The following is a 24,947-nucleotide window of genomic DNA, read 5'->3' on the forward strand; positions in this document are numbered from 1 at the left end:
ACGATCAACATCCCGTTCTCGCCAACTGATCAAAACCAGTCGGCCGACTAAATCCCCGGGATGAAGGGGTCCTTTTTGCACGCCGATCACCCCACGAAGGGGGTGCCTATTGCACGCTGATCCTCAGATCCAAGGGGAGAGTCGGTGAGCCACAAGCGTGAACCGTGCAAAAGCCGCAATTTCCCAACCCGGTGAGCGCACCGTCGGAGCCGACATACCTTCGACCGAGATCCACGGGCTACTACGTCACTGTCCCCACCCCATCTAACGAAAATAGTGGGGCCTCACCCTAGAGGTATCGCCGGTCTGTAGGAAATTTCACGCAGCCCTTGCTCTGTCGTCGGCTTATTTCTGCACGGAGCGATGTGCAAAGGTCGACCCTTCCTTGCCGCTCAAGTGCCAAATTTCGCTCGCCGGTAGCGGACATCTCATTGCCGCGCTCAGGCCGGTCATCATGTCCGCTTTGTTGGACGATCCGGAACGTCTCCTTCGGAGCGCGGAGAAGCGACATCTGCCGTTCCAGCTGATCGACGCCGAACGTCAGCATCCGCGCCCGAGCGGGTATGAGCGCCCTAGATCCTGGCACCCGAAGCAGACTTTGGGCGGAAACCTTGTCAAGGTTGGGTGGAGGGTTCGATCCCTCGCCCGAAGATTTTACAAAAATTCAGTTTGTTATAGCATCCTAGTGGGTGATTTTTATCACGCGATTTTGCGAGAAGGGGCGCGTAATCAGCGCAGAGCTTAATTTCGGCTGTCCTGGCGTGCAATCGGGAGCCTCCGCTTCGGGGTGGTGATGAATCTGGAGGGAAGCCCTGACGGTCAGCGATCTTCGACGCATCCCGGCACCGTTTTCCTTGCCGAAGGTGTAGCCGCCGGCAGCCAGCGCAACGGGTTTCAGAATGCAAGCCACTGTTGCAACGTGTCTTTTCTGAATTGTATTTGGCTGGTCGCACTGGCCAGCATTTACTTCAAGGGTTAATGCCTTCTCAATTGCAGGAGGGAGCAATGGCGCGGATTCGCCACATCGGAATCAGAAATTTTCGCTGCATCCAGAAGCTGGATTGGTTTCCCAGCGCCGGGATCAATTGCCTGATCGGCCCGGGCGACGGAGGCAAATCCTCTGTCCTAGACGCGATCGACCTGTGTCTCGGAGCGCGTCGGAGTGCGCCGTTCACCGACGCCGATTTCCACGCCCTCAACGTGACAGCGCCAATTTCGATCAGCATCACGATCGGCGACCTATCCGATGCCCTGAAGAGCATCGACACATACGGCGCCTATGTTCGTAGCTTCGATCCTGCAAACGGGATCATCGACGATGAACCCGAAGCCGGGAAGGAAACGGTCCTGACGATCAAGCTGTCGGTCGGCAGTGATCTCGATCCCGTCTGGACGCTCGTGTCCGATCGCGCCCACGCGCAAGGCCTCTCGCGGAATCTGACCTGGGGCGACCGCATGCGCTTGTCGCCCACCCGGATCGGCGCGCTCGCGGAAAGCAACTTGGCCTGGCGGCGCGGTTCGGTACTCAACCGCCTCACCGACGAAAAGGCCGATACGTCAGCGGCCCTCGCTAGTGCTGCGCGAGACGCCCGCAAGGCCTTTGGCGATCTAGCCGATGCCCAGCTTGGCGAGACGCTGAAGATCGTCGCCGATACCGCCCGAGAACTCGGCATTCCCGCCGGCGAAAAGTTGAAGGCGATGCTCGATGCCCATTCCGTGTCCTTTAGCGGCGGTACTGTCGCCCTCCACGGTGACGATGGCATACCGCTGCGCGCGCTCGGTGTAGGATCAACACGCCTACTGGTAGCTGGGCTTCAGCGCAGGGCGGCCCAAGAGTCGAGCGTACTCCTGATCGACGAGCTCGAGCATGGCCTGGAGCCCCACCGGATCATCCGCCTTCTGGGGTCGATCGGCGCGAAGGAAAACCCGCCGCCCATCCAAGCCTTCCTGACGACGCATTCTCCCGTAGCGCTACGCGAGCTGCGAGGCGACCAGCTGTGGGTCTTGCGCAAGCTCGCAGCCGGCCACAAGCTGGATCTGGTCGGCGCCGGCGACCAGATCCAGGGGACAATCCGCGTGCATCCGGAAGCTTTTCTCTCGCATTCGGTGCTCGTCTGCGAAGGCGCCAGCGAGGTTGGGCTGATGCGCGGATTGGATCTGTGCTTTGCAGCGCAGGGCGCTACCTCGCTCAATGCCCGCGGCGTAGCATTGGTCGATGCCGGGGGCGTCAACAAGATCTATGGCCGCGCCAACGTCCTGCTTAACCTTGGCTTCCGTATCGCGACACTGCGCGACGACGACGTTCAGCCCGATGTCGGCGAGGAAGCGCTGTTTACGTTTCAGAACGGGCGGCTCTTCAAATGGGCGGCTGGGCAAGCGCTCGAACAGGCGATCTTCCTGGGTGTGAGCGATACCGCCGTCCATCAACTCCTCGAGCGCGCGGTCGAACTCCACGGCGAAGGATTGATCGATGAACATATCCGCGCCGCATCGCAGAACGCGCTTGCCCTCGCGGTTTGCCGAGGACCGGTCACGCCGTGGAGCCGCCAGACCCTAGCCACTGCGGCAAAGGGGAAAAAGAACGCTTGGTTCAAGACAGTAAGCTGGATGGAGGATGCCGCCCGCGACATCATCGGTCCCGACTTCCAGAACATGAGCGCCGACTTCCGCGGCAACATCGCGGCCTTGTTCGATTGGTGCCATGGTGTCTGACATCGACCTCCTTGCAATCGATCGCGGCACGGTCACCGCGCCCGCTGGTTGCGGCAAGACCCATCTTATCGCGCAGGCCCTGACCCGGCATGTCGGCGCTAAACCCATTCTTGTCCTCACCCATACGAATGCAGGGGTCGCTGCTCTGCGGGCCCGCCTCGACAAAGCTGGCGTTGTCCCCTCACACTATCGCCTGGCGACCATCGATGGCTGGTGCATGCGGCTCCTGACGCTGTTCCCCAAGCGGGGCGGACACGACCCGGCCATTCTCACGATTGCAAACCCAAGATTACATTATCCGGCAATCAGGCAGGCGGCGGGGACCTTGCTGCGCGATGGGCATATCAACGACGTGCTGGCAGCCACCTACGATCGCATGATCGTCGACGAGTATCAGGATTGCTCCGAGGTCCAGCACGCGATCGTCTACTATGCAGCGCAAAGCCTGCGCACCTGCGTCCTGGGCGATCCCATGCAGGCGATCTTCGGTTTTCAGGGCAATGCTCTCGCCAACTGGGAACAACAGGTCTGCGCGCATTTTCCCATCGCAGCTGAGCTCACCGCCCCCTGGCGCTGGATGTATGCAGGCGAGGCAACCTTCGGACGCTACCTCCTCGATGTACGCCATGCCCTGATCGCCGGGCACGGAGTCGATCTCTCTGCGGCGCCCGCCAATGTGTCCTGGGTTCACCTCGATGGGAGCGAGGACCACCAGCGCCGCCTAAGGGCGGGTGCCGTAGCCGCAGCAGATGGAGAGAAGGTTCTTATTATCGCTGATTCCCGAAACCCTGCCGGCCAAAGACAATTTGCCAGTCAGATCCACGGTGCTGTCACGGTAGAGAATGTCGACATGCGCGATCTCATTACATTTGGGGATGGCCTCGACTTTACATCCGCGGGTTTGCTGCAGCATCTTATATCATTTGCGGGATCGGTCATGACCAATACCGGCGGTACCAACCTGCTGAACCGGGTCGTCACCCTGCGCGCGGGACGCGAGCGGCAGCCAGCTTCAGCTGTCGAATCGGCAGCCATTAGATTAGCTGAAACGCCGTGCTATCGAACGGCGGCAGACCTGCTCGTTGAAATTGGGCGGGAACAGGGGGTCCGCACCCACCGCCCCGCGATCCTGCGCGGCGCCCTGCGCCTGCTCAAGAATTGCGGCGACAACCCCGGCCTCTCGCCCGCCGCTGCAGCCATTCAGGAACGTGAGCGATCGCGCTTGATCGGCAGGCCGCTCGCAAAACGCACCGTCGGCAGCACTCTGCTGCTCAAAGGGCTGGAGGCGGACACCGCAGTCATCCTCGATCCCGGCGAAATGGATCGACGACACCTCTATGTCGCGATGACGCGCGGCGCGAAAAGGCTCATAGTCTGCTCGCGGACCGCGCGGCTGACGCCCGGGTGAGACCTGCCGACCGAAGGAATATCATTGCGCCCGCTTAAATCTGCGCGTGAAACTGGAGGACGAGGTTGAGCCACATCGGCGATCTGATCGAGGACAACACCAATTTCCGGGTGGATCGCAGGGACGGCAGAGCGTCTTTTCGGCCCGTGAGAGATTCCGACGCCGACATTGATCGGTTTCAATCTGTCGTGCTGTCATCCCGCGCCAACCAAGGCGACGGCTACGTGATAGAAATCGAGGAGAAAATGAGCGATCTTGGCGAATCTGATTGATCTCGTGATGGTAACGCTTGATCGGGCGCGATCGGCGAGGCAGTTTCTTGCTAGAGGGGCAATGATTATCAACCAGTTTCAGTTCACGAGCGCGCAGCGACGGGCCGTTCTTCATTTTGAAGCGAGCGCGGGCGCCTCCCAATGATCAATACGCTTGCCCTCAATTTGATCGCTACCGTCATGGCTTGGGATAATGAGCGCGCGACCAGGGAATATGCCTGGTTGCGCCTGATGTCCTCGATGAAGTATGACGGCTATTCCGATTTCCGCGCAGGCGTACGGTTTCTGGAGAGCCTAGTTTCATGGCTGCGCCACTTCGACCCGGCGGACCGCGAGACAGCTTACGCCCTGGTTCGGCGGCGCCTAGTCTATATCTCGACCGCCGAGATGCAGCGCGTGATCGAGACCTTCATCCCCGAGGTGGTGACGCCCTATCTGCGCAAGGCAGTCGCCAACACAATGGGCATCAAGCCCTACGAGGTCTGGGCGACGAAGGAGGGCGCGAACGCATTCTCCGATCGACTGCGTCGCTGTCTCTTTGTCGGGCTGAGCGACGGAAGCCGTATCGACGTCCTGCGACGCGCCAACTCCGGGCGCTTGTCCCAGGAACAGGTCGTGCCGATGATGAACGTCGATGATGAAAAATGGCGGGGCCTTGGCAAAGACCTGAAGGACGACCTTAAGTCCGCGGACGCCCGCTTCGACGATGTCTATCTGATCGACGACTTCACCGCCTCGGGCACCACCTTCATACGCTTTCCCGAAGGCGGGGAAGCGAAGGGAAAACTCGCCAAGTTCGAAAAGATCGTCGCAAACGCGCGAGCCCAACTCAAGAACGACTTCCCGCTGGCAGACGGCTATACACTGCATATCCATCACTATATATCCACCGCCCAGGCGAGAGAGGCGCTCGAAGGCCGGATCGCCGAGGCAGCGATCAAACTTTCCAGTCGCAGCTATGGGACAGCGTTCATAACGGAGGGTCTGAGGCTACCGGGCGATCTGCGCATCGGCGCTGCAGATGCCGCGACCGGCACAATGCTCGCTGCCAACTCAAGCGACACATCCTATCTCGGGCTGTGCGATACCTACTACGATGATGAGCTCTTCATGCGGCTCGAGAAACACTGCAGGGAGGCCGGGCAGACCGACATGAAGTACGGATATGCGAACTGCGCGCTCCCCCTGGTCCTCGAGCACAACACTCCCAACAATTCGATATCCATCCTCTGGGCCGACACCGAGGGAACGCAGGGCCCGCCCATGCGGCCCTTGTTCCTGCGCCGCGATCGCCACGGATAAGCAGAATGGCAAACCCCTTCCTCCGCCGGGCAACCGAGTATGTCCGAGACGACGCATCGTTCCTGTCAATCGTCAGCCCGTCGCCGCTCACGACGTTCCTCGCCAAGAACAAGCATAAGGACGATATGTTCGAGGTGCCGGTTCGCATCATCGGCTCGCCCGGAAGCGGCAAGACTATGCTTGCGACGCTCGCCGAGTTCAGGATGGTCGAGGCGATCCTCAAGGACAGAACGAACGCCACCAATCGTACCCTGGCTGCCGCTCTCGCCGAGGCTGGCTTCCTCCAGAATGCCATCCCCCATATCGCCGCCGTGCGCGTACCGATGGAATCCGAGTATCGCGAGTTCTGGGAACTGCCGTACGAGAACGCCGTAAAGACCAAGCTCGCCTTCTGGCTAGTCCAGGCCCGCGCGATGCTCGGCCTCATCCGGAACCTCACGGCCAACCGAACCCGAGACCTCGATGGTATAACCTTCGTGCCGCGGGCTTCGTACGAGGCTCATCTTGAGCAAATCGGCGGCTTAACTGCCCAGGGCGTCCGCGACCGCGCCCTCGCCGTCCAGCGGGCGATCTACTCGATCGGCGCTGGCCTGCGGCCACCGAAGCTCAGCGATCTGCCAGAGGATGCAACAGCCCCCTACGCGCCGTTCGACGCCATTCAACGGATCAGAATCGAATGGGACGGCGAGCCCATCGAAGTGACGCCGCTGGTGATGCTGGACGACGTTCACGCGCTTCATCACGATCAGCTTGAGGAGATGTTCGAGACTTTGTCGCATCGCGAGATGAAGTTCGGCAGATGGATGATGATGCGCCTCGACGCCCTGAGTCCCGGCGCGGTGCTCCGCTCTCCCGGCGCGCAGCCATCCCACGGGCGCTCGCAGGGCCGCGATTTCGTCGACATCCGCATGCAGGTGGTCGAAGACGGCAAGAAGGATGCCGCTCGGCGGCAGTTCCGAACGATGGCCAAGGACATGGCGAAGCGGTACCTCCCGCTTGTCGAGGCGCTTCGCAACCGGGGGGCGACCGACATCGAGCGCCTTCTTCCCTCCGAGCCGCCAACCGTAACCCCGGCTCAATTGCGGTCACTCACTGAGAAAATCGCACGCGAGCAGGCCAAACGTGGCGTTGCCGCCTCCCGTCGGGAGGAGATCGACGCAATCGTCGCCGATTATCTGAAACGCTCGCGCTCATACGACCATGGGCCGGAGGTGGCGCTCGCGATGGTGCGCATCCTTATCCACCGTTATGCTGTGCGCATTGCACGGTCCGCGCCGTCCCTCTTCGAAGATTTCGATCCCGAGCCGAAAACACCGTTGAAGGCAGACGCAGACGTCGCGCACGGCGCCCGCCTGCACCTCTACCACGAACTAGGACGTCCGTTCCATTTCGGGATTGATGATATTTGCGACGCCAGTAACGAAAATGCCGAAATCTTTCTGCAGTTCGCCGGCGCGCTCGTCGCGAACATCGAGACCCGCGCGATCCGCAACGAAGATCTTCCTCTGCCAGCCAAGACCCAGCAGAAGGTGCTCTCCGACAAGGCGCGCGCGATCATGGATGGCTGGGCTTTCCCGCACGCCTCCCGGGTGCGCGCCATGGTTGATCATATCGCGAAGGACTGCCTTGCCGAATCTCTGCTCCCGAACGCGCCCCTAGGGGCCGGCGCCAACGCGATCGGTATCCTGGAAGACGAAATGCAGGCCCTGTCGCTGGATGATGAGTTGGGCGCGGTGCTGAAGCACGCCATCGCGAACGGAGCGATAACGATCGAACGTGATTACGGTCAGGGCGGCAAGCTTTGGACGCTGATCGAGCTGACCGGCACGGTGAGCCTCGTCCACGGCCTGACCTATAATCGAGGCGGATTCCTCGAAAGGCGAGTGGGATATCTACGCGACGCAGCGGGGCTGGCCGATGCGTGAACATTGGTCAAACTGCATCACGAACTTCGACGACGACGTCGCTTCGTTCATCCGGGATTATTTCGCCGATCCATCACGCCGCGTCTTGCTGGTTGCAGCCGCCGGGTTCGATCCGCGTTCGCAGCGCGTGTCCCAGTTGCTAGCGGACACGCTCGACGAGCGGTTATCCGCCTACTACATTCGTGAGGAACGTCCAGGCGCGACCGACGAGCTCGTAAAACGCGCGGATGCGAACGAGACGGCGTTAAAGGCCATTGTTCCGGCCTCCAAGGTTTTCGTGCTGCCGGTATTCGCAGACGACGGTGCTCCTGTTGGGGGTGCCCGACTGGTCTCGGAGATTCTTGCCAACCCGATCCCGGCCGACGTCACGGACGTAATTCTGGATCTTAGCGCGCTTTCCATCGGAATTGGCTTTCCGGCAGCCAAGCTCCTCCTCGAGGAATGCGAGGAGGACGGCAATCGCGCCTTCCACCTGATGATCGTGTCGAACCCGGAACTGGACGACCAAATATCCAGCGTCCCGTCGAGCCGCATTAGTCCGGTCAAGGGCTTCGCACCCGACGTCGGGATGAGCGCGCTCGAAGTTGCCCCGGTCTGGATACCGCAGCTCGCGCGGGGCAGAGCCTCCACCCTGACGCAGATCGGTGCATCGAGCGGGAACTGGTACAAGATATGTCCGGTGCTGCCCTTTCCCGCTCGGAATCCGCGCCGCGCCGACGATCTCCTCACCGAGTTCCAGACCGAGCTCGTCGATGAATGGGAGATAGACCCCCGCGACATCGTCTACGCGTCCGAGAAGAACCCTCTCGACTGCTACCGAACCCTGTCCACCCTGAAGCAACGGATCGACCGGACAATGGAAGGGACCTATGACCCCCGTATGGTACTCTCGCCCTTGGGCAGCAAGGTGCTGGCGGCAGGGGCGATGATGGCCGCCATCGAACACGGCATGTCGGTGCAATATGTCGAGACGGAAAGCTACGACTTCAGCGCGGCGAAGCCGTCACCAAGCGATCCTCCGGACATGATGGTGCACCTCGTCCTGTCGGGGCCCTTGTACGCGGGCTATAGCGAAGAATGAGCACGCCCAGGTTCAGTTCCAAGCTCGATGCGCTGCCCGCCACTCTCGACCTTTTTGCCGATTTCGATCCCGCCCCGATCGCGACATCGCTCATGCGGGGAAACTGTGGTCACGCCTTGGCGATCGGATCCGGCGGTTCGGTCGTCGCAGCCGAATATTTCGTACGATGCCGAGACTCGCTCGGACTGGGGCCGACGTCGGTCGCCACGCCTATGCACGCGGTTACCGATCATCATTCTCTCAAGTCCACCCAAGTGTGGCTCTTCAGCGCTGGCGGAGACAACCCCGATGTGACCGCGGCGGCGCAGGCGGTCATCGACCGCGCCTGCGTTGATCTCAACCTCGTTACGCGCAACCCTGATGGCGCCGCCGCGGCGATCGTGAGGCAAGTCGGCGGTGCGGTGCATGTTGTTCCAGTCGCAGACCTCAAGGATGGATATCTCGCGACGCACTCGCTTCTTGCGATGACCGTCGGCCTTCTGCTCGCCAGTGCGATGGCGTCTCGCGAACCCGCATCAAGCCCTGCGCCCCTCGAACAGATCGCGGGCCGACTGACCGGGGCTCGCGACATTAGTGAACGCAGCCATCTTGTGGACCAATGGGCGGGCTTTCGGACCAGCGACACCCTGATCATCGCCGCCGATCCGCTGTTGCGGCCCGTCGCATCGCTGCTCGACACGTCCCTTTGGGAAGCTACGCTCTGCCCCGTGCAAACGACCGACTTTCGCAATCTCGCCCACGGACGGCATGCGTGGCTTCACCATCGGGCCAACGACACGGTCGTACTTGCGCTCACAGGGAGTACGTCCCGCGCGTCTTGGGCGGCGATCGACGATGTGCTTCCAGATGGTTTGCGGCGCACGGCGGTCGACCACGGCCGTTGCGGTAGGCTCGAGAACCTGCTCGCCCTGATCGACGGGCTCTCGTTGGTCGAGGCCATCGGCGAAACCCTGGGCATCGATCCCGGCAAACCCGGTATCGGCGAATTTGGCCGTGCGATCTACGACGACCGATCCCTCGAAAAGCTGGCCCATAACCTTCCGCCTCGGCTACGTCACAAACGCGCGGCAATGGCGAAGGCCGATGCGTCGTATCCCGAACAGCCCAGCCTTGCGTCAATTGGCAGCGAGCGGTTGCGAACACTCGAAGAAGCGGACATTGGCGGTGCGGTCTTTGACTATGACGGGACCATAGTGACGACCGACGGGCGATATGATTTGCCCGATCAGAGAATTGTCGACGAGCTGGTCCGGCTGCACCGGGCGGGCTTGAAACTGGGGATCGCAACCGGGAGAGGCGGCTCTGTCGGAGACGATCTTCGCAAGGTACTTCCCGCAGACCTCCTCTCCTTAATGGTCATCGGCTACTATAACGGCGGATATATCAGCACCGCTGACGTCCAGATCGAGCTGGATCCGCCCGCGCAGAGCGCAGCTATCGCCGCCACCGCCTCGTGGCTGGAGAAACGGAACGACCTCTTCCTTGAGAAAAAATTCAAGGCAGGGCCAGTGCAGATCAGTGTGGACATGCACCGCCTGAAACACCCGTACCGATTCGCGCTCGATCTTGCTGCGTGCCCCCTAATCGCGACCGGCGAGGTAAGGATATCGGCGTCCGGACACAGCTTCGACATCGTTCCCTCGTCATCGAGCAAAGCGGCTGTCGTCGAGGCGGTCCGCGACGTGGCACGCCCAGGGACAGCAATCCTGTGCTTCGGGGATAGTGGCGCCGCTTCGGGCAACGACCACGCGCTGCTCTCGCATCCGCACGGCGTTAGCGTCGGCGAAGTCTGCGGCGCGCCAAACGGTTGCTGGTCGCTGTTCGGCGGCACTATAACGGGACCGGAGGCCCTTCTCAAACTGTTGGCCGCTCTGGTACAATGTACGTCTGGCGAGATTCGCCTCGACACAGCTTCGCTGTCGCTAGACAGTCGATGACCCAAGGAGTACATAGCAAGAACATGACTACCGCGACTTCTCTTCAGTACCGCTTCGACGTAGCTGGCACAGGACTGACCGTCCTAGACAGGATCTACGCCGATGGCGACCTGACCGACGAAGCGCTGGGAGGCTCATGCGGGAATGTACTCCTGTCGCTCGCGATGTTGCATCGGAATGTCGTTCCGCTGCTGATGCTCGGCGACGACGATGAGGGCGGGCAACTGCTCGCGGAGTTCGTCGAGGCCGGCGCGGTCGTAGATCACATCCATCGCCAATCGGGCACGCGCTCGCCGATCATCGCCCAGGAGTTGGACACGGCGTCGGGCCATCACGATTTCACCTTCGTCTGCCCCGAGACGAGCGAGGATCTTCCGCGCTACGTTCCGATCGGACAGAGCGAGGTGGCCTCCGCGCTCCACATCCTCACCCAGTGCAGCGTCTTCTACGCCGACCGGCTGTCGGAGAGCATCCTGGAAGCCATGAAGGCTGCCCGGCGCTCAGGTGCAATCATCTTCTTCGAGCCCTCGGACGTCGAGCAAGACGACCTGTTCGATGAGGCGCTAGGCCTCGTCTCCATCCTCAAATATTCTGTCGACAGGCTTGGCGAGCGCCTGGCGGACCTGCATCATGACTGTGTGCGGATCGTCACGCACGGTGCAGCAGGTCTTGAAATCCGCCATGACGACCAGGCCGTGTGGTGTTCGGCGATAAGTGCGCCAGCGGTACTCGATACCTGCGGTTCGGGCGACATGGTGAGCGTTGGCGTCATCGACTGGATGCTCTCGTCCGGCCTCCAAGCGAACGACCTCAGCACTACAGTGCTGATCGAGGGTATAGTCGCTGGTCAACGACTAGCCGCCGAAAACTGCGCCTTTGTCGGCGCACGCGGCCTCTTCAAGCATTGCGGCCCCAACTATGCCCGCGAAGTCCTGCGCGTGCCGTCAAAGGCCTATTCAGCGGCGACGAGGCAACATTCGTCCTCCTGACGGAGTTCGTCCCGTATCTCCATCAGCAGCACGCCGAGCATGTTCTTGCCCGCGCCGTTTACTTCGCCCCAGAGCCGGTTGACGTCATTGTCCACCGTAGCCGATTCGACAAGGCGGGCGTCGCCCGTCGATAGCAGCAGGTCGCGAAGATCCGCGTGCTGGGTGAACTTCGCCCTGAGCACAGCCCGCATGCGGTCAAACTTCGAGGTAGACCAGCCAGGGGCCACATCCCAATAATATAGGCCGTGCGCCGCCATTGCTAGCAGCGCTGGCGACGGCGCCGCCAGCAGCCACTTACGGACCTCAGGCTTGCGCGCCTTGCCCGCCTGGTACGCATGCTCGCTGGTGGCGAACGCCTCGCCCTCGAATTCCACCTCGCGACGATATAGGTTGCTGAAGGCGCCATAGGGCTTCTCGCTGGCCCGGTAGAACCGAATTTCGTCCACTCGAAACCTCCTTGCAAATTTAATTTGTTATATGCATGCTAATTTGCATGAAGCCGACAATCAAGCAGCTTGATGACCTGAAGGCGAAAATCGTTGCTGCGCGCGCAGAGAAAGGACTAAGCTACGCGGAATTAGGGAGAATTTCGCTCGTCCATCCGAGTCAGGTCAGCCGGATCTGCGAGGGGCATTTCAAGACATTCAGCCACAACGTCGTGCAAGTCTGCAAGGCGCTGGAAATCCGGGTTCCGCGCTTGGAGCCACAACAGTCGAGCATGGCGCCGGAATGGGCGCAGGCGATGTCGAGCATGCGCAAGATATGGGACGACACGCCCGAGGGCGCGCAGGTTATCTCCCGCATGCTGGATGCGATCGCCGATCTCAAGGTTCGGGCCAACTAAGCGCGGGTCGCTTGCGCCGAAGCGGCCTTCAGCGAGCGAGCCCGCCGTCTTCGGGTCGACGATATGATGGCGACAGAAGATACGCTCGCCGCATTGCGCAAGGCAGCCAAAGAGCCCACATAGGCAATTCTCATCGATCTCATCAGGAGATTAGGGCATCGGCTTCTAGTGTACGTACGCCGCCATCTTTCGAGGACGTTCATCTTTAGGCTCAACGTCCGCTGTGTCGGCGATACACGTCGTACTCTGGCCGCCTAGATCCGGTCGTCTGACCTAGGTTTCGTCGCTCTCCTCTTCCTCGTCGAGTACGTCCGTGAAGCCGCTTCCCTCAACGAGCACCTTGTAAGCGGCAAAGGGAATTATGTTCAGTTTCGCGATGCGGTTGAGCAGCCGTGGAAAGCCGGTCTCATCATAGACTTGGTCGTTCTCGGCGGCCTTGGTGACGAGGTAGCCGATATGGTCGGGCGTCAGATGATCGAGCACTGGCAGGAGCAGCCTTGTCCGCCTGATCCTGGCGTGGTTGTAAGTGTTGGATTTGAGATAACGCGCGATAATCGCATCGACAACGATGGGGCGCAGGCCTTCCTCGGCCAGCAAAGCGGCCAGCTGGTTGGTGTTGAAATCCAGCAGACGCTCCTTGAGCTGCGGCACCAGGTCTGGGATATGCACAAGAAACGGAAAACTAGGCTCGATTTCATTGTAGTCGGCGCCTTCGATGAAATGAGTCACGCGGTCGCGATTCGCTGCATCGAGCAGATCCCATGCTGCCGGCCACGCGGCAACGAACGCCACAGCGGTCGGCAGTTCCTCGTCATTGGCCTTGTGAAAGATCTTTCGGAACTGCTGGCCAATTCTGGGTTCCGCAATACCCCTGTGCGTGTCGGCCACGATGGTCAAGGCGGTGAGCGCCTGCGGCAGTTGGTGGAAGCCATCGTCGAGTTCGATATAGCCGAAGATCAGGGCGTCGATGAAATTCTTGACCAGCGTGGGCGTCGGGTGGCCCAGAGCGCTGCTGGCCAGCTGGGTCTTTGCCTTGGCGAGATCGGTCGGGAAATAGGCTGACGAGACGAGGGTCTTGAGGGCCTCAAGCGCCGCCTTTCCCTGAACGGGCGGTTGGCTGAGTACGTGCGCGATCGCATTACGCAGGTGCAGCCGCGCCAGTTCAGCGGGAGGGCGGAAGGCTTCACCGACGCGGTTGAACGATGGATGGGCGCAGCGGTGGCGGTCCTCACGCAGACGCTCGAGATCTGTCAGTTGCTGCGCGTCGATCAAGGAAAGGTCGTTGAAAACCTTTTGCAGAATCTCCCGTTCGAATTCTAGCGCCTGCTTCGTCGCCTGCTGCGCGCCCGAATGAATCTGCTGCTGGTAGATCTCGAAAGTTTCGAGAATCCTACTCGCCGCCGCCTCCCCGCCAATACTAAGGTCTCGGACCTTGTCCATCAGATCGAAGACCACGGCGATCCAGCTCATGACGATCGTCGCGCGATAGGCGCCGCCCCGATAGGACGCGACCGCTTCCGCGATATGTTCCCGGGCCTCATCCGTCCGGCACCGCAGGATTAGCTCGTCCAGATCCGACAGTCGCTCAAGCATCTTCGAACTCTCTTTTATGTCGCGGCAACCGGACGACATCGTGCTGAAGGAACCGCCAAGCAGCGGATTCTGCGTTAAAGCACGGAAAATAAGTGTGGAAAAGCCGTTAGCGTCGACCGGAACTCTCGCGTGGCAGGCTGGGCGACTGCGCTCCAGCGGGCGGTGATCGTTCCCCCTGTCTGATGATATGATGATATGAAGTAGGCTGTGGAAGGGAGCCCCCCCCCTGAGGGTCTGGAGCCTGTAGGGCGCACGGGCCCCTTCCGCATCGGTCACAACCCTGAACAGTTGCTTGGGACTGCTGACCCCGCACGCCATAGACAGGATCGCCAACACCTCGGATGGAACCGTATTTACCGGAGGCATGGTGTTTTAAGAGCTAGATTTATGAAGGGGACCGCTTTCAGGGCGCGCGTCGAATGCCCTGAATGTCAGCTCTGTCGGCGGTTCAGGACGTCGCTCCGAAGCGGTGATAGTCCTCTTCATTCCCCGGGCCCGCCGGTTGTCCGGTGATCTCGCCCCAGGCGCGTCCGATCGCTTCGGCGAGATGCTGCGGTAGGATGCGATCGCCATCGGGTCGCGAATGCAAAGACATGAAGCTGTTTCCCCACCGCCGATAAGGCTCCGGCGCCGCGAGAGGGGTTTCGACCAGGAAGAGTTGATCGATGGAGCGGCACCGATTGTCACGCATCGCGTCTCCCACCAGGGCCACGATCGAATGCCGATCCAGCCGAAAAGGCGGGGTGATCAGTGCCAGCAGCCCCATCGCCTCTGGCCGACCCAGCGCAGCCTTCGTCGCTTTGAGCTGCGCGTTCGCGGCCTTCGCCTCCGCCAAGACCCTTTTGCCAGCGATCCGCAGCGTGTTCATGGCGATCGCGGGCGGCAGATCGTGCAACCTCACCGTCACAGTGCCGGATATTACCGGTGCTCCCATATGCGTATTGCGCAAAAACATCTCGCCAACCGCCTCCGACGTCTCGTCCGATGCGGCCCGATCTGTGGTGAGCGACTTAACCTCGACGATCACATCGTCCGCCGGGAACAGGATATCTGCGATCTTGCCCGTATAGCCGGGTCTCGTGTGACTCTCGATCGGCTCACCGCCCGCGGCGGTGAGCACCGAAACCATCAGGTTATGCTGGTTCATCTGGCGTTCGCCGTCTTTCCGCGCGGCTTTCCCCCGAAAGCTGCGATCCAACCCCACAAAACAACGATGGATGGATGACCGGTTTCGGTAAGGCAAGTCCACGCCGCCAAGGACTACTTTGTCGGCTTGAACGGACGGCGCGTTCGCTCTCGCCTGACGTCTGCAATCGAGGGCGCCGCGTTTTGAAGCCGACCGTCGCGAAGGTCCCCATGTTGACCTGAAATCAGACCTCCAGGTTACGCATTTCATGGACCTATCGTCCCAACAGTCGGCGTTCCAACAGGGCCTGCATATCCCGCCGACCATCTGCAATGAGGAGAATAAATACACGGTTCCCAGCCACTCGGTAGATCAGCCGATATGGATGAAGGAGAAGCTGTCTAAACTCCTTGATCCCGAACCCCTCCAATTCCTTCGGTACGCTGCCGCGCATCGGAAACTGTTTCAGCGCTTCGATCTTCCCCGCAAATGCATCAAGGAGCGCGTCGGCGTCAGCACGCGATCGGTGCTCGGAGAGATAATCGAAAATGGCTTCGAGATCGTCTTCCGCACCCCGGGTGAGTTCAACCTCAAACCTCCCAGCCTTCGTCAATTGGGCGCTGCCTTCTTCTTAAGCCGGGCAATCACCGATCGCGCAGCCTTTGTCCGCCCTGCTTCGATATCCTGGTTACCGATCGCGAGCAGCTTGAGAAGCGCCAACGCCTCCTGCGTTTCCTCAAAGGACGCGACATCCTGGATGACGGCTTTGGCTTCGCCATTCTGCGTAATCACCAGTGGCTGACGCCGTTCTGCGAGGTCAAGCAGCACCTCAGCAGCATTGGCCTTTAGATAGCTGATCGGCTTCACCTGGCTCGAATATCGCATGGCATGACCTTCGTGGACTAAATTCGAACCAAATATAGTCCGCCCGTGAGGATATCGCAAGGCCGGTGCAACTTTGGCGGTTACTGAAAATTCCGACTTTTCACCAGCGGTCGCTCTCGCACATGATCGATATGCAAGTCGCGCACGAGAATATCACGCGCGGCTGGCTGCCTTGCTGAACTATCCCTGGGATCAGGTCCTCCGCCGCTCCGCGCCCCATCGCCGCGGCCGTAGGGAAGAGGAAACGCCTCCCCTCTTTGCCCCAAAGATCCCAGCAATGGCGATAGGTCGACCAGCTTCTTCGCGATAACATGCACAACCTCGCCCTCCCGCTGCACCTGCCCGTACAGCCCGAGCATACGCGCACCCATGACGATCCGCCGGTTCTGTTCAAACATGCGCGGCCAGATAATGAGATTGGCGATCCCGCTCTCATCCTCAATGGTAATGAACATGACCCCCTTGGCCGACCCCGGTCGCTGGCGCACCAGCACCAGCCCGGCCAGCCAGATGTAGCGGCCCTCCTTGGTCGTATCGAGCGTGCTGCACGGTACCATCTTCTGCCGCTGTAATTCCTCTCGCAGGAACGACACCGGATGCTGGCGCAACGTAACGCCAACATGGCCATAATCCTCGACCACCTCTCTCCCTTCGCTCATCGGCCGCAGGGCAACGGCCTGCTCGACAATCTCCTGTACGAACCCGTTTTCCCGCGTGTCAGCGGCAGCAAACAGCGGCAGTTGCTCGTCACGCAGCGCCTTGATCGCCCAGAGCGCTTCCCGCCGGGCAATGCGCATGGCGCCCCGAAAGGCATCGGCTTCAGCGAGTCGATTGAGGGCGCCCGATCCCACGCCTGCCCGGCGCCATAGCTCCTCTACGCTCATGAATGGCTCATCCGCCCGCGCCGCGATGATTCGGGCGGCGTCTGTTTCCTTAAGCCCCCGCACCATCCGCATGCCCAGCCGCACAGCGAACCGGTCGCCAGTGGTCGGCTCCAGCGTACAATCCCAGCGTGATGCATTGACGCAGACCGGGCGCACCTCGACCCGATGGGCGCGGGCATCGGCCACAATCTGGGCCGGCGCATAGAAACCCATGGGCTGCGAATTGAGCAGGCTCGCGCAGAACACCTCGGGATGCCAGCATTTGAGCCAGCAGGACGCATAGGCGATCAGCGCAAAGGAGGCCGCATGGCTTTCCGGGAAGCCATAGCTGCCAAAACCCTCCAGCTGACCGAAGGTCTTCTCGGCAAACTCGGCGGTGTAACCGCGCTCGACCATGCCGCTGACCAGCTTTTCCTTGAACTTCGACACACCGCCGGTGAACTTGAACGTCGCCATGGCGCGCCGCAGCTGATCGGCCTCGGACGCTGTGAAGCCTGCGCATTCGATTGCTACCCGCATCGCCTGTTCCTGAAACAGCGGGACGCCCAACGTCTTGCCCAGCACCTTTTCCAGTTCGGGCTTGGGATATTCGACCTTCTCCTTCCCCGCCCGCCGGCGCAGATAGGGATGGACCATATCGCCCTGGATGGGGCCGGGCCGCACGATCGCCACCTCGATCACCAGATCATAGAAGGTGCGCGGCTTGATATGGGGGAGCATCGCCATCTGCGCCCGGCTCTCGATCTGGAACGCGCCCAGCGTGTCGGCGGCGCGGATCATGGCATAGGTACGCGGATCTTCGGGTGGAATGGAGGCCAGGTCCATGCGGATGCCCTTATGCTGCTCCAGAAAATCGAACCCGCGCTTCATGGCCGTCAGCATGCCCAGCGCCAGGCAATCGACCTTCATGAATTTCAAGGCATCTATGTCGTCTTTGTCCCATTCGATGACCTGCCGGTCCGCCATAGCGGCGGGCTCGATCGGCACCAATTCGTCGAGCCGGTCATGGGTAAGGACAAAGCCGCCGGGATGCTGAGAGAGATGGCGGGGCGTGCCGATCAACTCGCGCGCGAGGTCCAGCGCCAGCCGCAATCGCCGGTCGGAGAGGTTGAGGTTCAATTCCTCGGCATGGCGCTCCTGAACCCCCTCCTCGCTCCAGCCCCAGACCTGGCTCGACAGCGCCTTGATCAGATCTTCGGAAAGGCCCAGCGCCTTGCCGACATCCTTGATCGCGCCCTTGGCGCGGTAGCGGATGACGGTCGAACAGAGCGCGCTATGGTCACGGCCATAGGTGTCGAACACCCATTGCATGACGATCTCGCGCCGCTCATGCTCGAAGTCGACGTCGATATCGGGCGGCTCTTTGCGCTCCTGGCTGATGAACCTCTCAAACAACAGGTCGGAGCGTTCGGGGTCGATCGAGGTGATACCCAGCACATAGCAGACCGCACTGTTGGCGGCCGAGCCCCGCCCCTGGCAGAGAATGTCCCGGCTACGCGCGAAACGGACGATGGAGTTCACCGTCAGGAAATAGGGCGCATAACCAAGCTCGGCGATCAGCCCCAGCTCGTGGCGCAGCAGGCGCGCGACCTTGTCGGGCACGCCCTCCGGATAACGGGCCTTTGCCGCCTCCCAGCTCATCTGCTCCAGCGCCGCCTGCGGCGTCTGGCCCGCGATGCTCACTTCCTGCGGATATTGATATTTGAGCTCGTCGAGTGAGAAGCGGCAGCGCTCGGCAATCTCCAGCGTCCGGGCCAGCGCCTGGGGATAGCGACCGTAGAGGCGGTGCATTTCTGCAGCCGGCATCAGATAGCGGTCGGCATAAAGCTCACGCCGGGCGCCAAGCTCATCAATGGTGCAGCGATGACGGGTGCAGGTCATGACCTCCTGCAACACACGGCGATGCGGATGGTGATAGAGGACATCGCCGGTGATCACTGTCGGCACCGCATGCCGTGCAGCGAGATTGGAGAGATTATGGAGTCGCAACTGATCGCCCGGCCGCCGGCGCAGGGTCAGCGCCAGATAGCCCCGTCCGGCAAAGAGTTTGGCGAAGCGCCCGATCACGGCCTCGGCTTCCTCCACCTCGCCGGGCAACAATATGGCGAGCAGCCCTTCGGCAAAATCCGCGACATCGTCCCAGCCGAGGATGCATTTGCCCTTCCCGCCCCGTTTCTTGCCGCGGCTGAGCAGTCGGCAGAGGTGGCCATAGCCAGATCGGTCGATGGGATAGACCAGTAGCGACTGACCGTCGGCAAGGTCGATCCGACAGCCGACGATCAGCCGGACGCCGGTGACCTTCGCCGCCTCATGGGCCCGCACGATCCCGGCCAGGCTGTTGCGATCGGTAATGGCAAGGGCATCGAGGCCACAGGCTTCCGCCTGGGTGAACAGCTCCTCACAGCTCGACGCACCGCGCAGGAAGGAGAAATGCGAGGCGCATTGGAGTTCAGCATATCGCATGGCGGCACCTGCCGATTCTCACATCATAGCGCATATTGTTCGCTATTTGTTCCATAACGCCATGAGTCAATCGCTGATGCAGCCTATAATCGTCGCAACGCGTTCAGATGCCAGCGCCCCAGTCATCGACAGCAAGCGAGGAAACGTACTAATGGCGGCCAAACTCAAGGTGTTCCGGACCCCGATCGGTTTCCACGACGCCTATATTGCCGCGCCCAGCCAGAAGAAGGCGCTCGAAGCCTGGGGCGCCGACAGCAATCTTTTCGCACGCGGTGTCGCGGAGCAGGTGACCGATGCTAAGCTCATGAAGGCACCGCTTGCGCAGCCCGGAACGGTGATCAAGGTGCCGCGCGGCAGCACCGAGCAGCATTTTGCAGCGCTCGCGAAATCGAAACCACCAGCAAAACCCGACAGCAAGAAGCCGGACACTACAGCCGCGCCACCGCGTCGCGCGAAGAAACCCCGCCCTCGTCCAAGCCGAGCGGCCCTCGATACGGCCGAGCAGAAGTTGGAGGCGCAGCAACAGGCGCTCGATGCGAAAGTCGCGGAACTGGAAGATCAGCGCGCCGGGCTGAAAGAGGAAATCACGCGCTTGCGGACTGCGGGAAAGAAGGAACAGGCAAAGCTCGAAACCGCCATCGTTGCTGCCCGCAGGAAATACGATGCTAAGCTGGATCAGTGGAGAGCTGACAGCTGAACCACGTCCATTCGGTAAGACCCGCGTTATACCGATTTTCATTCATGGCTTACAGCCAGCATCTCCATCATTCCCGTGCACGCTCTTTAATGAAGCATGTCCGCAGCCCCATCGGCGGGCCAATCGCCCACGGTGATGGCGACAGCGGCAAAAAGGGGCGGTCTCCGGCCATGGCGCATCCTGCACGGTCAACTCCCTTGCCAAGCTCGGTCTGCCCGCCGCGATCGGCGGGGGCGTGTTGCCCCTTCTACAGAGGCCCCGATTGGAACCGACGGCCTGAGAGGGCGTTCTGCTTTTATCGGGTCGAACTATTGCCCCCCGCTTGATTGATCCGGTGAAACTTCGGCCCCGCCAGCCTCCCGCTGGCGGGGTCTTGTCGTTTCGGCCGCTTTCGAAACCGGAACAGATGCTCAAGCGAAATGTTCTATTTCATTGAGATATTGGGATTGGAGAGCAGCGTGAGCGACAATCAGCAGGAAGACATCAAGCCCACGCTCTCGGACAAGGATTTCAAGGATAAACTCGCCGAAACCATCCCGCATCTGCGCGCCTTTGGCCGCGGCCTGTGCCATGACGCTGACGCTGCCGACGATCTCGTTCAGGAGACCATGATGAAGGCTTGGGCGGCGCGCGCGCGCTTCGTTGCGGGAACCAGCTTCAAGGCCTGGACCTTCACCATCCTGCGCAATCATTATTTCAGCCAGATGCGGCGCAAGCGTTTCGTGGGCGATTGGGACGATGTAGTCGCCGACCGCAAGCTCGCGGCGCCCGCCGGGCAGGATATGAGCGTGGAACTGCGCGACATGATGCGCGCTCTGGCCGAACTGCCCGATCCGCAGCGTGAGGCACTGATCCTGGTAGGCGCGGGCGGGCTTTCCTATGAGGAAGCCGCCGAAATCATGGGCACAGCCGTCGGAACGGTCAAAAGCCGGGTATCCCGCGCCCGCGCCACGTTGGAGGCGCTGATCGATGGCGGCGTGCTCACCACCAAGTGGCGTGACTTTGAAGATGGCGATCAGGCGGTCATCAGCATCTTTGCTGATCTGGAAAAGATCCAGGCACGCCGCGCTCCTGTCCCCATACCAATCGCTTTGCCCCTGCTGCCAACAGCCGCCTGAAGACCAGCGCGCCGTCGCATAAAGGATCCCCGCCGGAGCAAAGCTGCACGGCGGGGCCGAGGTTCAGGGAGGTGTCGCCCCAAGGGAGGAGCGACACATTCCAAGCTATGCCTTTTGCGTAGCAATTCAAGATGGATTGATCACCGTTCTGAAACGAATGACGGATCAATATGGCAGTCCTGCCAATCCCAGTCGCCTCGTCGAGCAAAAGCGACAAAGCCATCGTCGAGGTTCAGCGTGGCGTCGCCGCTGCGAAAATGTCGGCCCAGCGATGAAGGTTTGCGGGCGAGAACCAGTTCGCCGTCGGCCAATTGCACCCGCGCCTGCCGTCCTTCGATCCGCAGGCCAAGACTGCGTCCCTGCGCGCAGGCGACATGGAATGACGCGTGATGCTCAGCGGCCGTGGCCGTGGCCGTGAGGGACCCCGTCAACATTAGGATAAGGACAAGAGGAAGCGCAGACATGGCAATCTCCACGGCTTGCATCCTCTCAAGGCAAAAATGACTGTCTGCCCTCAATCCTTTTCCGCTGCGGCAGTTCCGTTGGCAAGTGCGTCGCTGATCATCGCTGCCAATGTTTCTTCGGCGCGGCCGCGCGCGGCGGCATCCTTGGATTCCAGATCATGGCGCAGCCATTGCGGCGCGCGCGCGATCACTCGTAAAATCAAAGCGTTCATTTTTTCATCCATCGGCCGAGCCTATGACGGTAGAGTGACGGTGGCGCAATAAAGCAAAGCTTGCGGCGAATAAGAGCTGCCTGTCCGGTTACTGGTTGCGCGGGGTGCGATCATTGCGGGCCTGGGCGTCCGATCACGCTACCGCTCGTTGCAATCAGGCGAACAGCCCATGCAGGAACCAGCCCTGCCCGCCGGTGGCGCTGTCCATGCCATCACCCTGACGGAAGACCCAGTAGCGCGCGCCCGTCTCGTCCTCGACGAGGAAATAGTCGCGGACGCTCAGCCATTCCTCATCACTCACATGCCATTCGCCATAGATGCGCTCCGGTCCATCGGCCCGCTTCACCTTGCGGCGCATGCCCCGCCACACGAAATGAACCGGGGGATGATCGGGCAGCAGCGCCATGGTGTCGATCGGCTCGGGCCGCTTGAACAGCCGGGCCGGGCGCGGCCAGCGTTCAGGCCAGCGCAGCAAAGTCGGATCGGCCATGGGCGGAATGCGGGTGACTGAGCGTTCGGGAATATCGCTCTCGCGCGCGGCCACCCGGTAGAGCCGCTCCTCCCCTACCCTGTTCCCCAATATATCGACGAGCATGGCGACATCGGGCATCGGCGTTTCGCCCAGATGCGAGATGGTGCGAAGCCCCAATGGCTCGACCTGGGGGGCGGAAAGCACCATCTTCTCGACCCCAAAGCCAGGATCAACCGTTTCGATCCTGTCGCAGAGCAGCCGTCCCATCTGCTTCCTGTCACGGCTGGGCTTGGCGAGTCCTGCCCGGATGGCTTCGACCCGGTTGTCGACCCGGTGGAAGCGCAAATCCAGCCTGCGCGCGCCAACGCCCGCTTCCTCCAACTGCTGGCACAGGCCATCGACCAGCTTGTGGGTATAGCGGGCAAGGGTTTCAGGCGCGCCGATCGGCTCAGCAAAGCGGCGTTCTACCTCGATGGTTTGCGGTGCTGCAACTGGCTCGAACGGCTCGGCGACACGGCCATAGGCCTGGTCGAGCCGCAGCCCCGGCATCGATCCAAAGCGCAGCGCGAGCGAGGCGCGCGGCATGGCTTCCAGATCGGCGATCGTCTCCAGGCCCAATTGGCTCAATGATCTGACGATGGCCTGGTCCAGGCGCAGCGCGACCAGCGGCAGATCGGCAATCGCCTCCTCGAGGTCGAGCGGATCGATAACGCGCAGCGGTTCCGGGCCATAGCGGGCCAGCGCATGCGCCGCGCCATAGGCCGGCGCACACACCGCGCGCCCGACCGTCTCCACCTCGGCCAGCCGCTGCACGATGTCCTTGAGCAGGCCCATGATGCCGCCATGGACATGGGCAGCGCCGGTGATATCGAGCATCAGCCCATCGGGCGGATCGACCGCGATAATCGGTGCGTAGCGGCGCAGCGACCAAACGGCGAGCCGCTCCAGCCCGTCCCGGTCCGACTGCGGCTCGGCATCCAGGATGAGGAGATCAGGCACCAGTGCCTGCGCTTGGCTGACCGCCATGCCTGTGTGCAGACCGATCATGCGCGCGGCGGCATTCGCCGCGGTGACCACCCGGCGTTGCCCGTCGATGCCAGCAAGGATCAGCGGCGCGTCAGGAGGCGGCGCGCTCTGCCCAAGCCTGCGACGCAGCCGATCCGTCGGCCAGGTCGGCAGGAAGAGCGAGACGACCTGTCGCATCGCAGGCTTCCACCAGAAAATCGGCGCTCTCTCCTGCCCGGCACCGTATGAGCTCAACGAACCAGCGATGGCGGCCGACACCCGGCACCGGCAGTGGGTCGGATGGAACAGCTGTCACCCGCCATCGCGTCGCGGCCGCCGTCGGCTGGCCAAAGTCCGACGCCTCGGCCAGGCGCCGCCAGCGCCGGATCGCTATTCCAATGGTGCCGCTGCTCTCGGCTGCCAGTTGGAGACGCCGCGAGGAGGTCATCGACAGGCGCGCGAGTTCCGCCACCACACCGCCCAATCCACCATGGCGCAGTCCTTCCTCGAAACAGGCGAGAACCGCTGTTTCATCGCGAGCTTCCACATAGATGACGCGATCGGGATCAAGTCCAGCCTGCGCAATCGCTGGCGCGAACAGGTCGGGCTCGGTCATGCACCAGAGGATGCTACCGCTCACCCGCGCAAGAATACCGGCAGTGAACAGGGCGGCGGCCGCCCCATCGGTCACGCCCTGCGCGCCGCCAGCCACTTCATGCAGCGCTCCTAGCGCCAGACCACCGCCGGGCAGTTTGGCATCGACCATTTCCAAGCCAAATGGCAGAACCTCTTTGCGCCTACGCTCTGTGCCTTCGATCTCGGCAATCTGGGCGCGCAGGGCAGCAACGCGGGGGCGCGCCCCTCTTTCCATCATCGAAGGGCCTCCTTGTGGCTCGCGGTTGGATTGTTCCTATTTTGTTCCAATTACAGTATGAGTCAACGCACTGGAGTCGTTGCTCGTTCAGGATCGGCGGTACGCTCTCGAAACAAAGCGGGAAAACCCATGGTTGTGCAGCGAAAAAAATTGAGCCTGAAGCATGGGGAGGAGGCTCCGGAAAAAAAGCGCCCCTCGCACATGCGGATGAATCGGAGCGCGAATCGACGCCGCCGCGTTATCATCCGAGCCACGATCCCGCGCTTGTCACCGATGATGAAATTCCCTGGTAAGGAGGCCCAAGCATGACCCCGCGTATCATCCCGATCGAAGGTCTCGACACCTTGCCACGCGAGGAGGCCCTGCGGCTTCGTGTCGCCCAGCAGACACTGGAGCTGGTCCTGGGGTCAGCGGTTCGGGACAGCGAGCAGACGGTCGATCCCGATCTTGCGGTCGAGGGCATATTGATGGGCCTCGCCTGCATCATGGAGCAGGCGCCTGAGTTCCCGACGCGGCAAAGCCTACGCAAAGGCGGGGAGGCCTATGGCAAGATGCTGGGACAGCAAGCCCAGAATTTGCGCTCGACCTTCGAAGAAACCGGCATGCATCCGATCGACGCTCTGCTCGACCGCTTCATGTCTGTCGCCGACGACGGCCAGAAGCCAAACTGATCGGCCTGCCATG

The 24,947-nt window shown here is 61.5% G+C and carries 23 protein-coding genes; 13 read left to right on the forward strand and 10 right to left on the reverse strand.

The window, feature by feature from the left end:
• Nucleotides 1-1,005 precede the first annotated feature (1,005 nt).
• The 8 genes from HHL26_RS18615 to HHL26_RS18650 all read left to right on the forward strand — a co-directional run bounded on the left by HHL26_RS18615 (nt 1,006) and on the right by HHL26_RS18650 (nt 11,626).
• On the forward strand, nt 1,006-2,712 hold the full coding sequence (locus tag HHL26_RS18615; RefSeq protein WP_061939961.1) for an ATP-binding protein: 1,707 nt from the start codon (nt 1,006-1,008) through the stop codon (nt 2,710-2,712).
• A complete protein-coding gene (locus HHL26_RS18620; RefSeq protein WP_061939963.1) occupies nt 2,702-4,120 on the forward strand; it encodes a UvrD-helicase domain-containing protein in 1,419 nt (472 codons plus the stop codon). The genes HHL26_RS18615 and HHL26_RS18620 overlap by 11 nt, the downstream gene beginning before the upstream one ends.
• A 65-nt stretch (nt 4,121-4,185) precedes the next feature.
• Entirely contained in the window at nt 4,186-4,392 is a 207-nt protein-coding gene (locus tag HHL26_RS18625) for a hypothetical protein (protein ID WP_061939965.1), read from the forward strand.
• Nucleotides 4,393-4,533: 141 nt separating this feature from the next.
• Nucleotides 4,534-5,694 (forward strand): hypothetical protein, encoded by a 1,161-nt coding sequence (locus tag HHL26_RS18630; protein ID WP_061939967.1) that lies wholly within the window; start codon nt 4,534-4,536, stop codon nt 5,692-5,694.
• A 5-nt stretch (nt 5,695-5,699) separates the two neighbouring features.
• Nucleotides 5,700-7,619: a hypothetical protein gene (locus HHL26_RS18635; protein WP_061939970.1), complete on the forward strand. Its 1,920-nt coding sequence runs from the start codon at nt 5,700-5,702 to the stop codon at nt 7,617-7,619.
• Entirely contained in the window at nt 7,612-8,700 is a 1,089-nt protein-coding gene (locus HHL26_RS18640) for a hypothetical protein (RefSeq protein ID WP_061939972.1), read from the forward strand. The genes HHL26_RS18635 and HHL26_RS18640 overlap by 8 nt, the downstream gene beginning before the upstream one ends.
• On the forward strand, nt 8,697-10,637 hold the full coding sequence (locus tag HHL26_RS18645; protein ID WP_061939974.1) for an HAD hydrolase family protein: 1,941 nt from the start codon (nt 8,697-8,699) through the stop codon (nt 10,635-10,637). The genes HHL26_RS18640 and HHL26_RS18645 overlap by 4 nt, the downstream gene beginning before the upstream one ends.
• Before the next feature lie 23 nt (nt 10,638-10,660).
• Nucleotides 10,661-11,626, forward strand: a complete 966-nt coding sequence (locus tag HHL26_RS18650) for a PfkB family carbohydrate kinase (RefSeq protein ID WP_061939976.1) — start codon at nt 10,661-10,663, stop codon at nt 11,624-11,626.
• Here the strand turns inward: HHL26_RS18650 and HHL26_RS18655 are convergent.
• Nucleotides 11,590-12,072 carry an NADAR family protein gene (locus tag HHL26_RS18655; protein WP_061939978.1) on the reverse strand — a complete coding sequence of 161 codons (483 nt, stop codon included), beginning with the start codon at nt 12,070-12,072 and terminating at the stop codon, nt 11,590-11,592. The two genes, HHL26_RS18650 and HHL26_RS18655, sit on opposite strands and share 37 nt — an antisense overlap.
• Before the next feature lie 47 nt (nt 12,073-12,119).
• Between HHL26_RS18655 and HHL26_RS18660 the strand changes: the two genes are divergently transcribed.
• The gene (locus HHL26_RS18660) at nt 12,120-12,470 is read left to right on the forward strand and encodes a helix-turn-helix transcriptional regulator (protein WP_061939980.1); all 351 of its coding nucleotides are present in this window, start codon (nt 12,120-12,122) and stop codon (nt 12,468-12,470) included.
• A 273-nt stretch (nt 12,471-12,743) separates the two neighbouring features.
• Here the strand turns inward: HHL26_RS18660 and HHL26_RS18665 are convergent, their stop codons facing one another.
• The 5 genes from HHL26_RS18665 to HHL26_RS18685 all read right to left on the reverse strand — a co-directional run bounded on the left by HHL26_RS18665 (nt 12,744) and on the right by HHL26_RS18685 (nt 19,421).
• Nucleotides 12,744-14,063, reverse strand: coding sequence for a hypothetical protein (locus HHL26_RS18665; RefSeq protein WP_061939982.1), 1,320 nt, complete (start codon nt 14,061-14,063; stop codon nt 12,744-12,746).
• A gap of 448 nt (nt 14,064-14,511) precedes the next feature.
• Nucleotides 14,512-15,210, reverse strand: coding sequence for a hypothetical protein (locus HHL26_RS18670; protein ID WP_061939984.1), 699 nt, complete (start codon nt 15,208-15,210; stop codon nt 14,512-14,514).
• A gap of 253 nt (nt 15,211-15,463) precedes the next feature.
• Nucleotides 15,464-15,802, reverse strand: a complete 339-nt coding sequence (locus HHL26_RS18675; RefSeq protein ID WP_061939986.1) for a type II toxin-antitoxin system RelE/ParE family toxin — start codon at nt 15,800-15,802, stop codon at nt 15,464-15,466.
• Entirely contained in the window at nt 15,799-16,074 is a 276-nt protein-coding gene (locus HHL26_RS18680; RefSeq protein WP_061939988.1) for a type II toxin-antitoxin system Phd/YefM family antitoxin, read from the reverse strand. The genes HHL26_RS18675 and HHL26_RS18680 overlap by 4 nt, the downstream gene beginning before the upstream one ends.
• 80 nt (nt 16,075-16,154) lie before the next feature.
• The gene (locus HHL26_RS18685; RefSeq protein WP_061939990.1) at nt 16,155-19,421 is read right to left on the reverse strand and encodes an error-prone DNA polymerase; all 3,267 of its coding nucleotides are present in this window, start codon (nt 19,419-19,421) and stop codon (nt 16,155-16,157) included.
• Between HHL26_RS18685 and HHL26_RS18690 the strand changes: the two genes are divergently transcribed.
• Both HHL26_RS18690 and HHL26_RS18695 read left to right on the forward strand, forming a co-directional pair.
• Nucleotides 19,420-20,118 carry a hypothetical protein gene (locus HHL26_RS18690; RefSeq protein WP_226869717.1) on the forward strand — a complete coding sequence of 233 codons (699 nt, stop codon included), beginning with the start codon at nt 19,420-19,422 and terminating at the stop codon, nt 20,116-20,118. The genes HHL26_RS18685 and HHL26_RS18690 overlap by 2 nt on opposite strands.
• A gap of 419 nt (nt 20,119-20,537) precedes the next feature.
• Entirely contained in the window at nt 20,538-21,236 is a 699-nt protein-coding gene (locus HHL26_RS18695; RefSeq protein WP_170825570.1) for a sigma-70 family RNA polymerase sigma factor, read from the forward strand.
• A 140-nt stretch (nt 21,237-21,376) separates the two neighbouring features.
• On the opposite strand, the gene HHL26_RS18700 is transcribed toward HHL26_RS18695, so the two are convergent.
• The 4 genes from HHL26_RS18700 to HHL26_RS18715 form a co-directional block, all read right to left on the reverse strand.
• Nucleotides 21,377-21,712 carry a hypothetical protein gene (locus tag HHL26_RS18700; RefSeq protein ID WP_139111425.1) on the reverse strand — a complete coding sequence of 112 codons (336 nt, stop codon included), beginning with the start codon at nt 21,710-21,712 and terminating at the stop codon, nt 21,377-21,379.
• 38 nt (nt 21,713-21,750) lie between these two features.
• Nucleotides 21,751-21,912, reverse strand: coding sequence for a hypothetical protein (locus HHL26_RS18705; protein WP_162492719.1), 162 nt, complete (start codon nt 21,910-21,912; stop codon nt 21,751-21,753).
• Nucleotides 21,913-22,066: 154 nt separating this feature from the next.
• A complete protein-coding gene (locus HHL26_RS18710; RefSeq protein ID WP_061939996.1) occupies nt 22,067-23,587 on the reverse strand; it encodes a DNA polymerase Y family protein in 1,521 nt (506 codons plus the stop codon).
• The gene (locus tag HHL26_RS18715; RefSeq protein ID WP_201030957.1) at nt 23,502-24,260 is read right to left on the reverse strand and encodes an ImuA family protein; all 759 of its coding nucleotides are present in this window, start codon (nt 24,258-24,260) and stop codon (nt 23,502-23,504) included. The genes HHL26_RS18710 and HHL26_RS18715 overlap by 86 nt, the downstream gene beginning before the upstream one ends.
• Nucleotides 24,261-24,277: 17 nt before the next feature.
• Here HHL26_RS18715 and HHL26_RS18720 point away from each other — a divergent pair, with 17 nt between their 5' ends.
• Together HHL26_RS18720 and HHL26_RS18725 are read left to right on the forward strand one after the other, a co-directional pair.
• Nucleotides 24,278-24,556: a hypothetical protein gene (locus HHL26_RS18720; protein ID WP_139111424.1), complete on the forward strand. Its 279-nt coding sequence runs from the start codon at nt 24,278-24,280 to the stop codon at nt 24,554-24,556.
• 12 nt (nt 24,557-24,568) lie between these two features.
• Nucleotides 24,569-24,934: a hypothetical protein gene (locus HHL26_RS18725; protein WP_061940000.1), complete on the forward strand. Its 366-nt coding sequence runs from the start codon at nt 24,569-24,571 to the stop codon at nt 24,932-24,934.
• Nucleotides 24,935-24,947 lie beyond the last annotated feature (13 nt).

The sequence above is a fragment of the Sphingobium sp. TB-6 genome (genome assembly GCF_012927365.1).
In the GTDB taxonomy this organism is placed as follows: domain Bacteria; phylum Pseudomonadota; class Alphaproteobacteria; order Sphingomonadales; family Sphingomonadaceae; genus Sphingobium.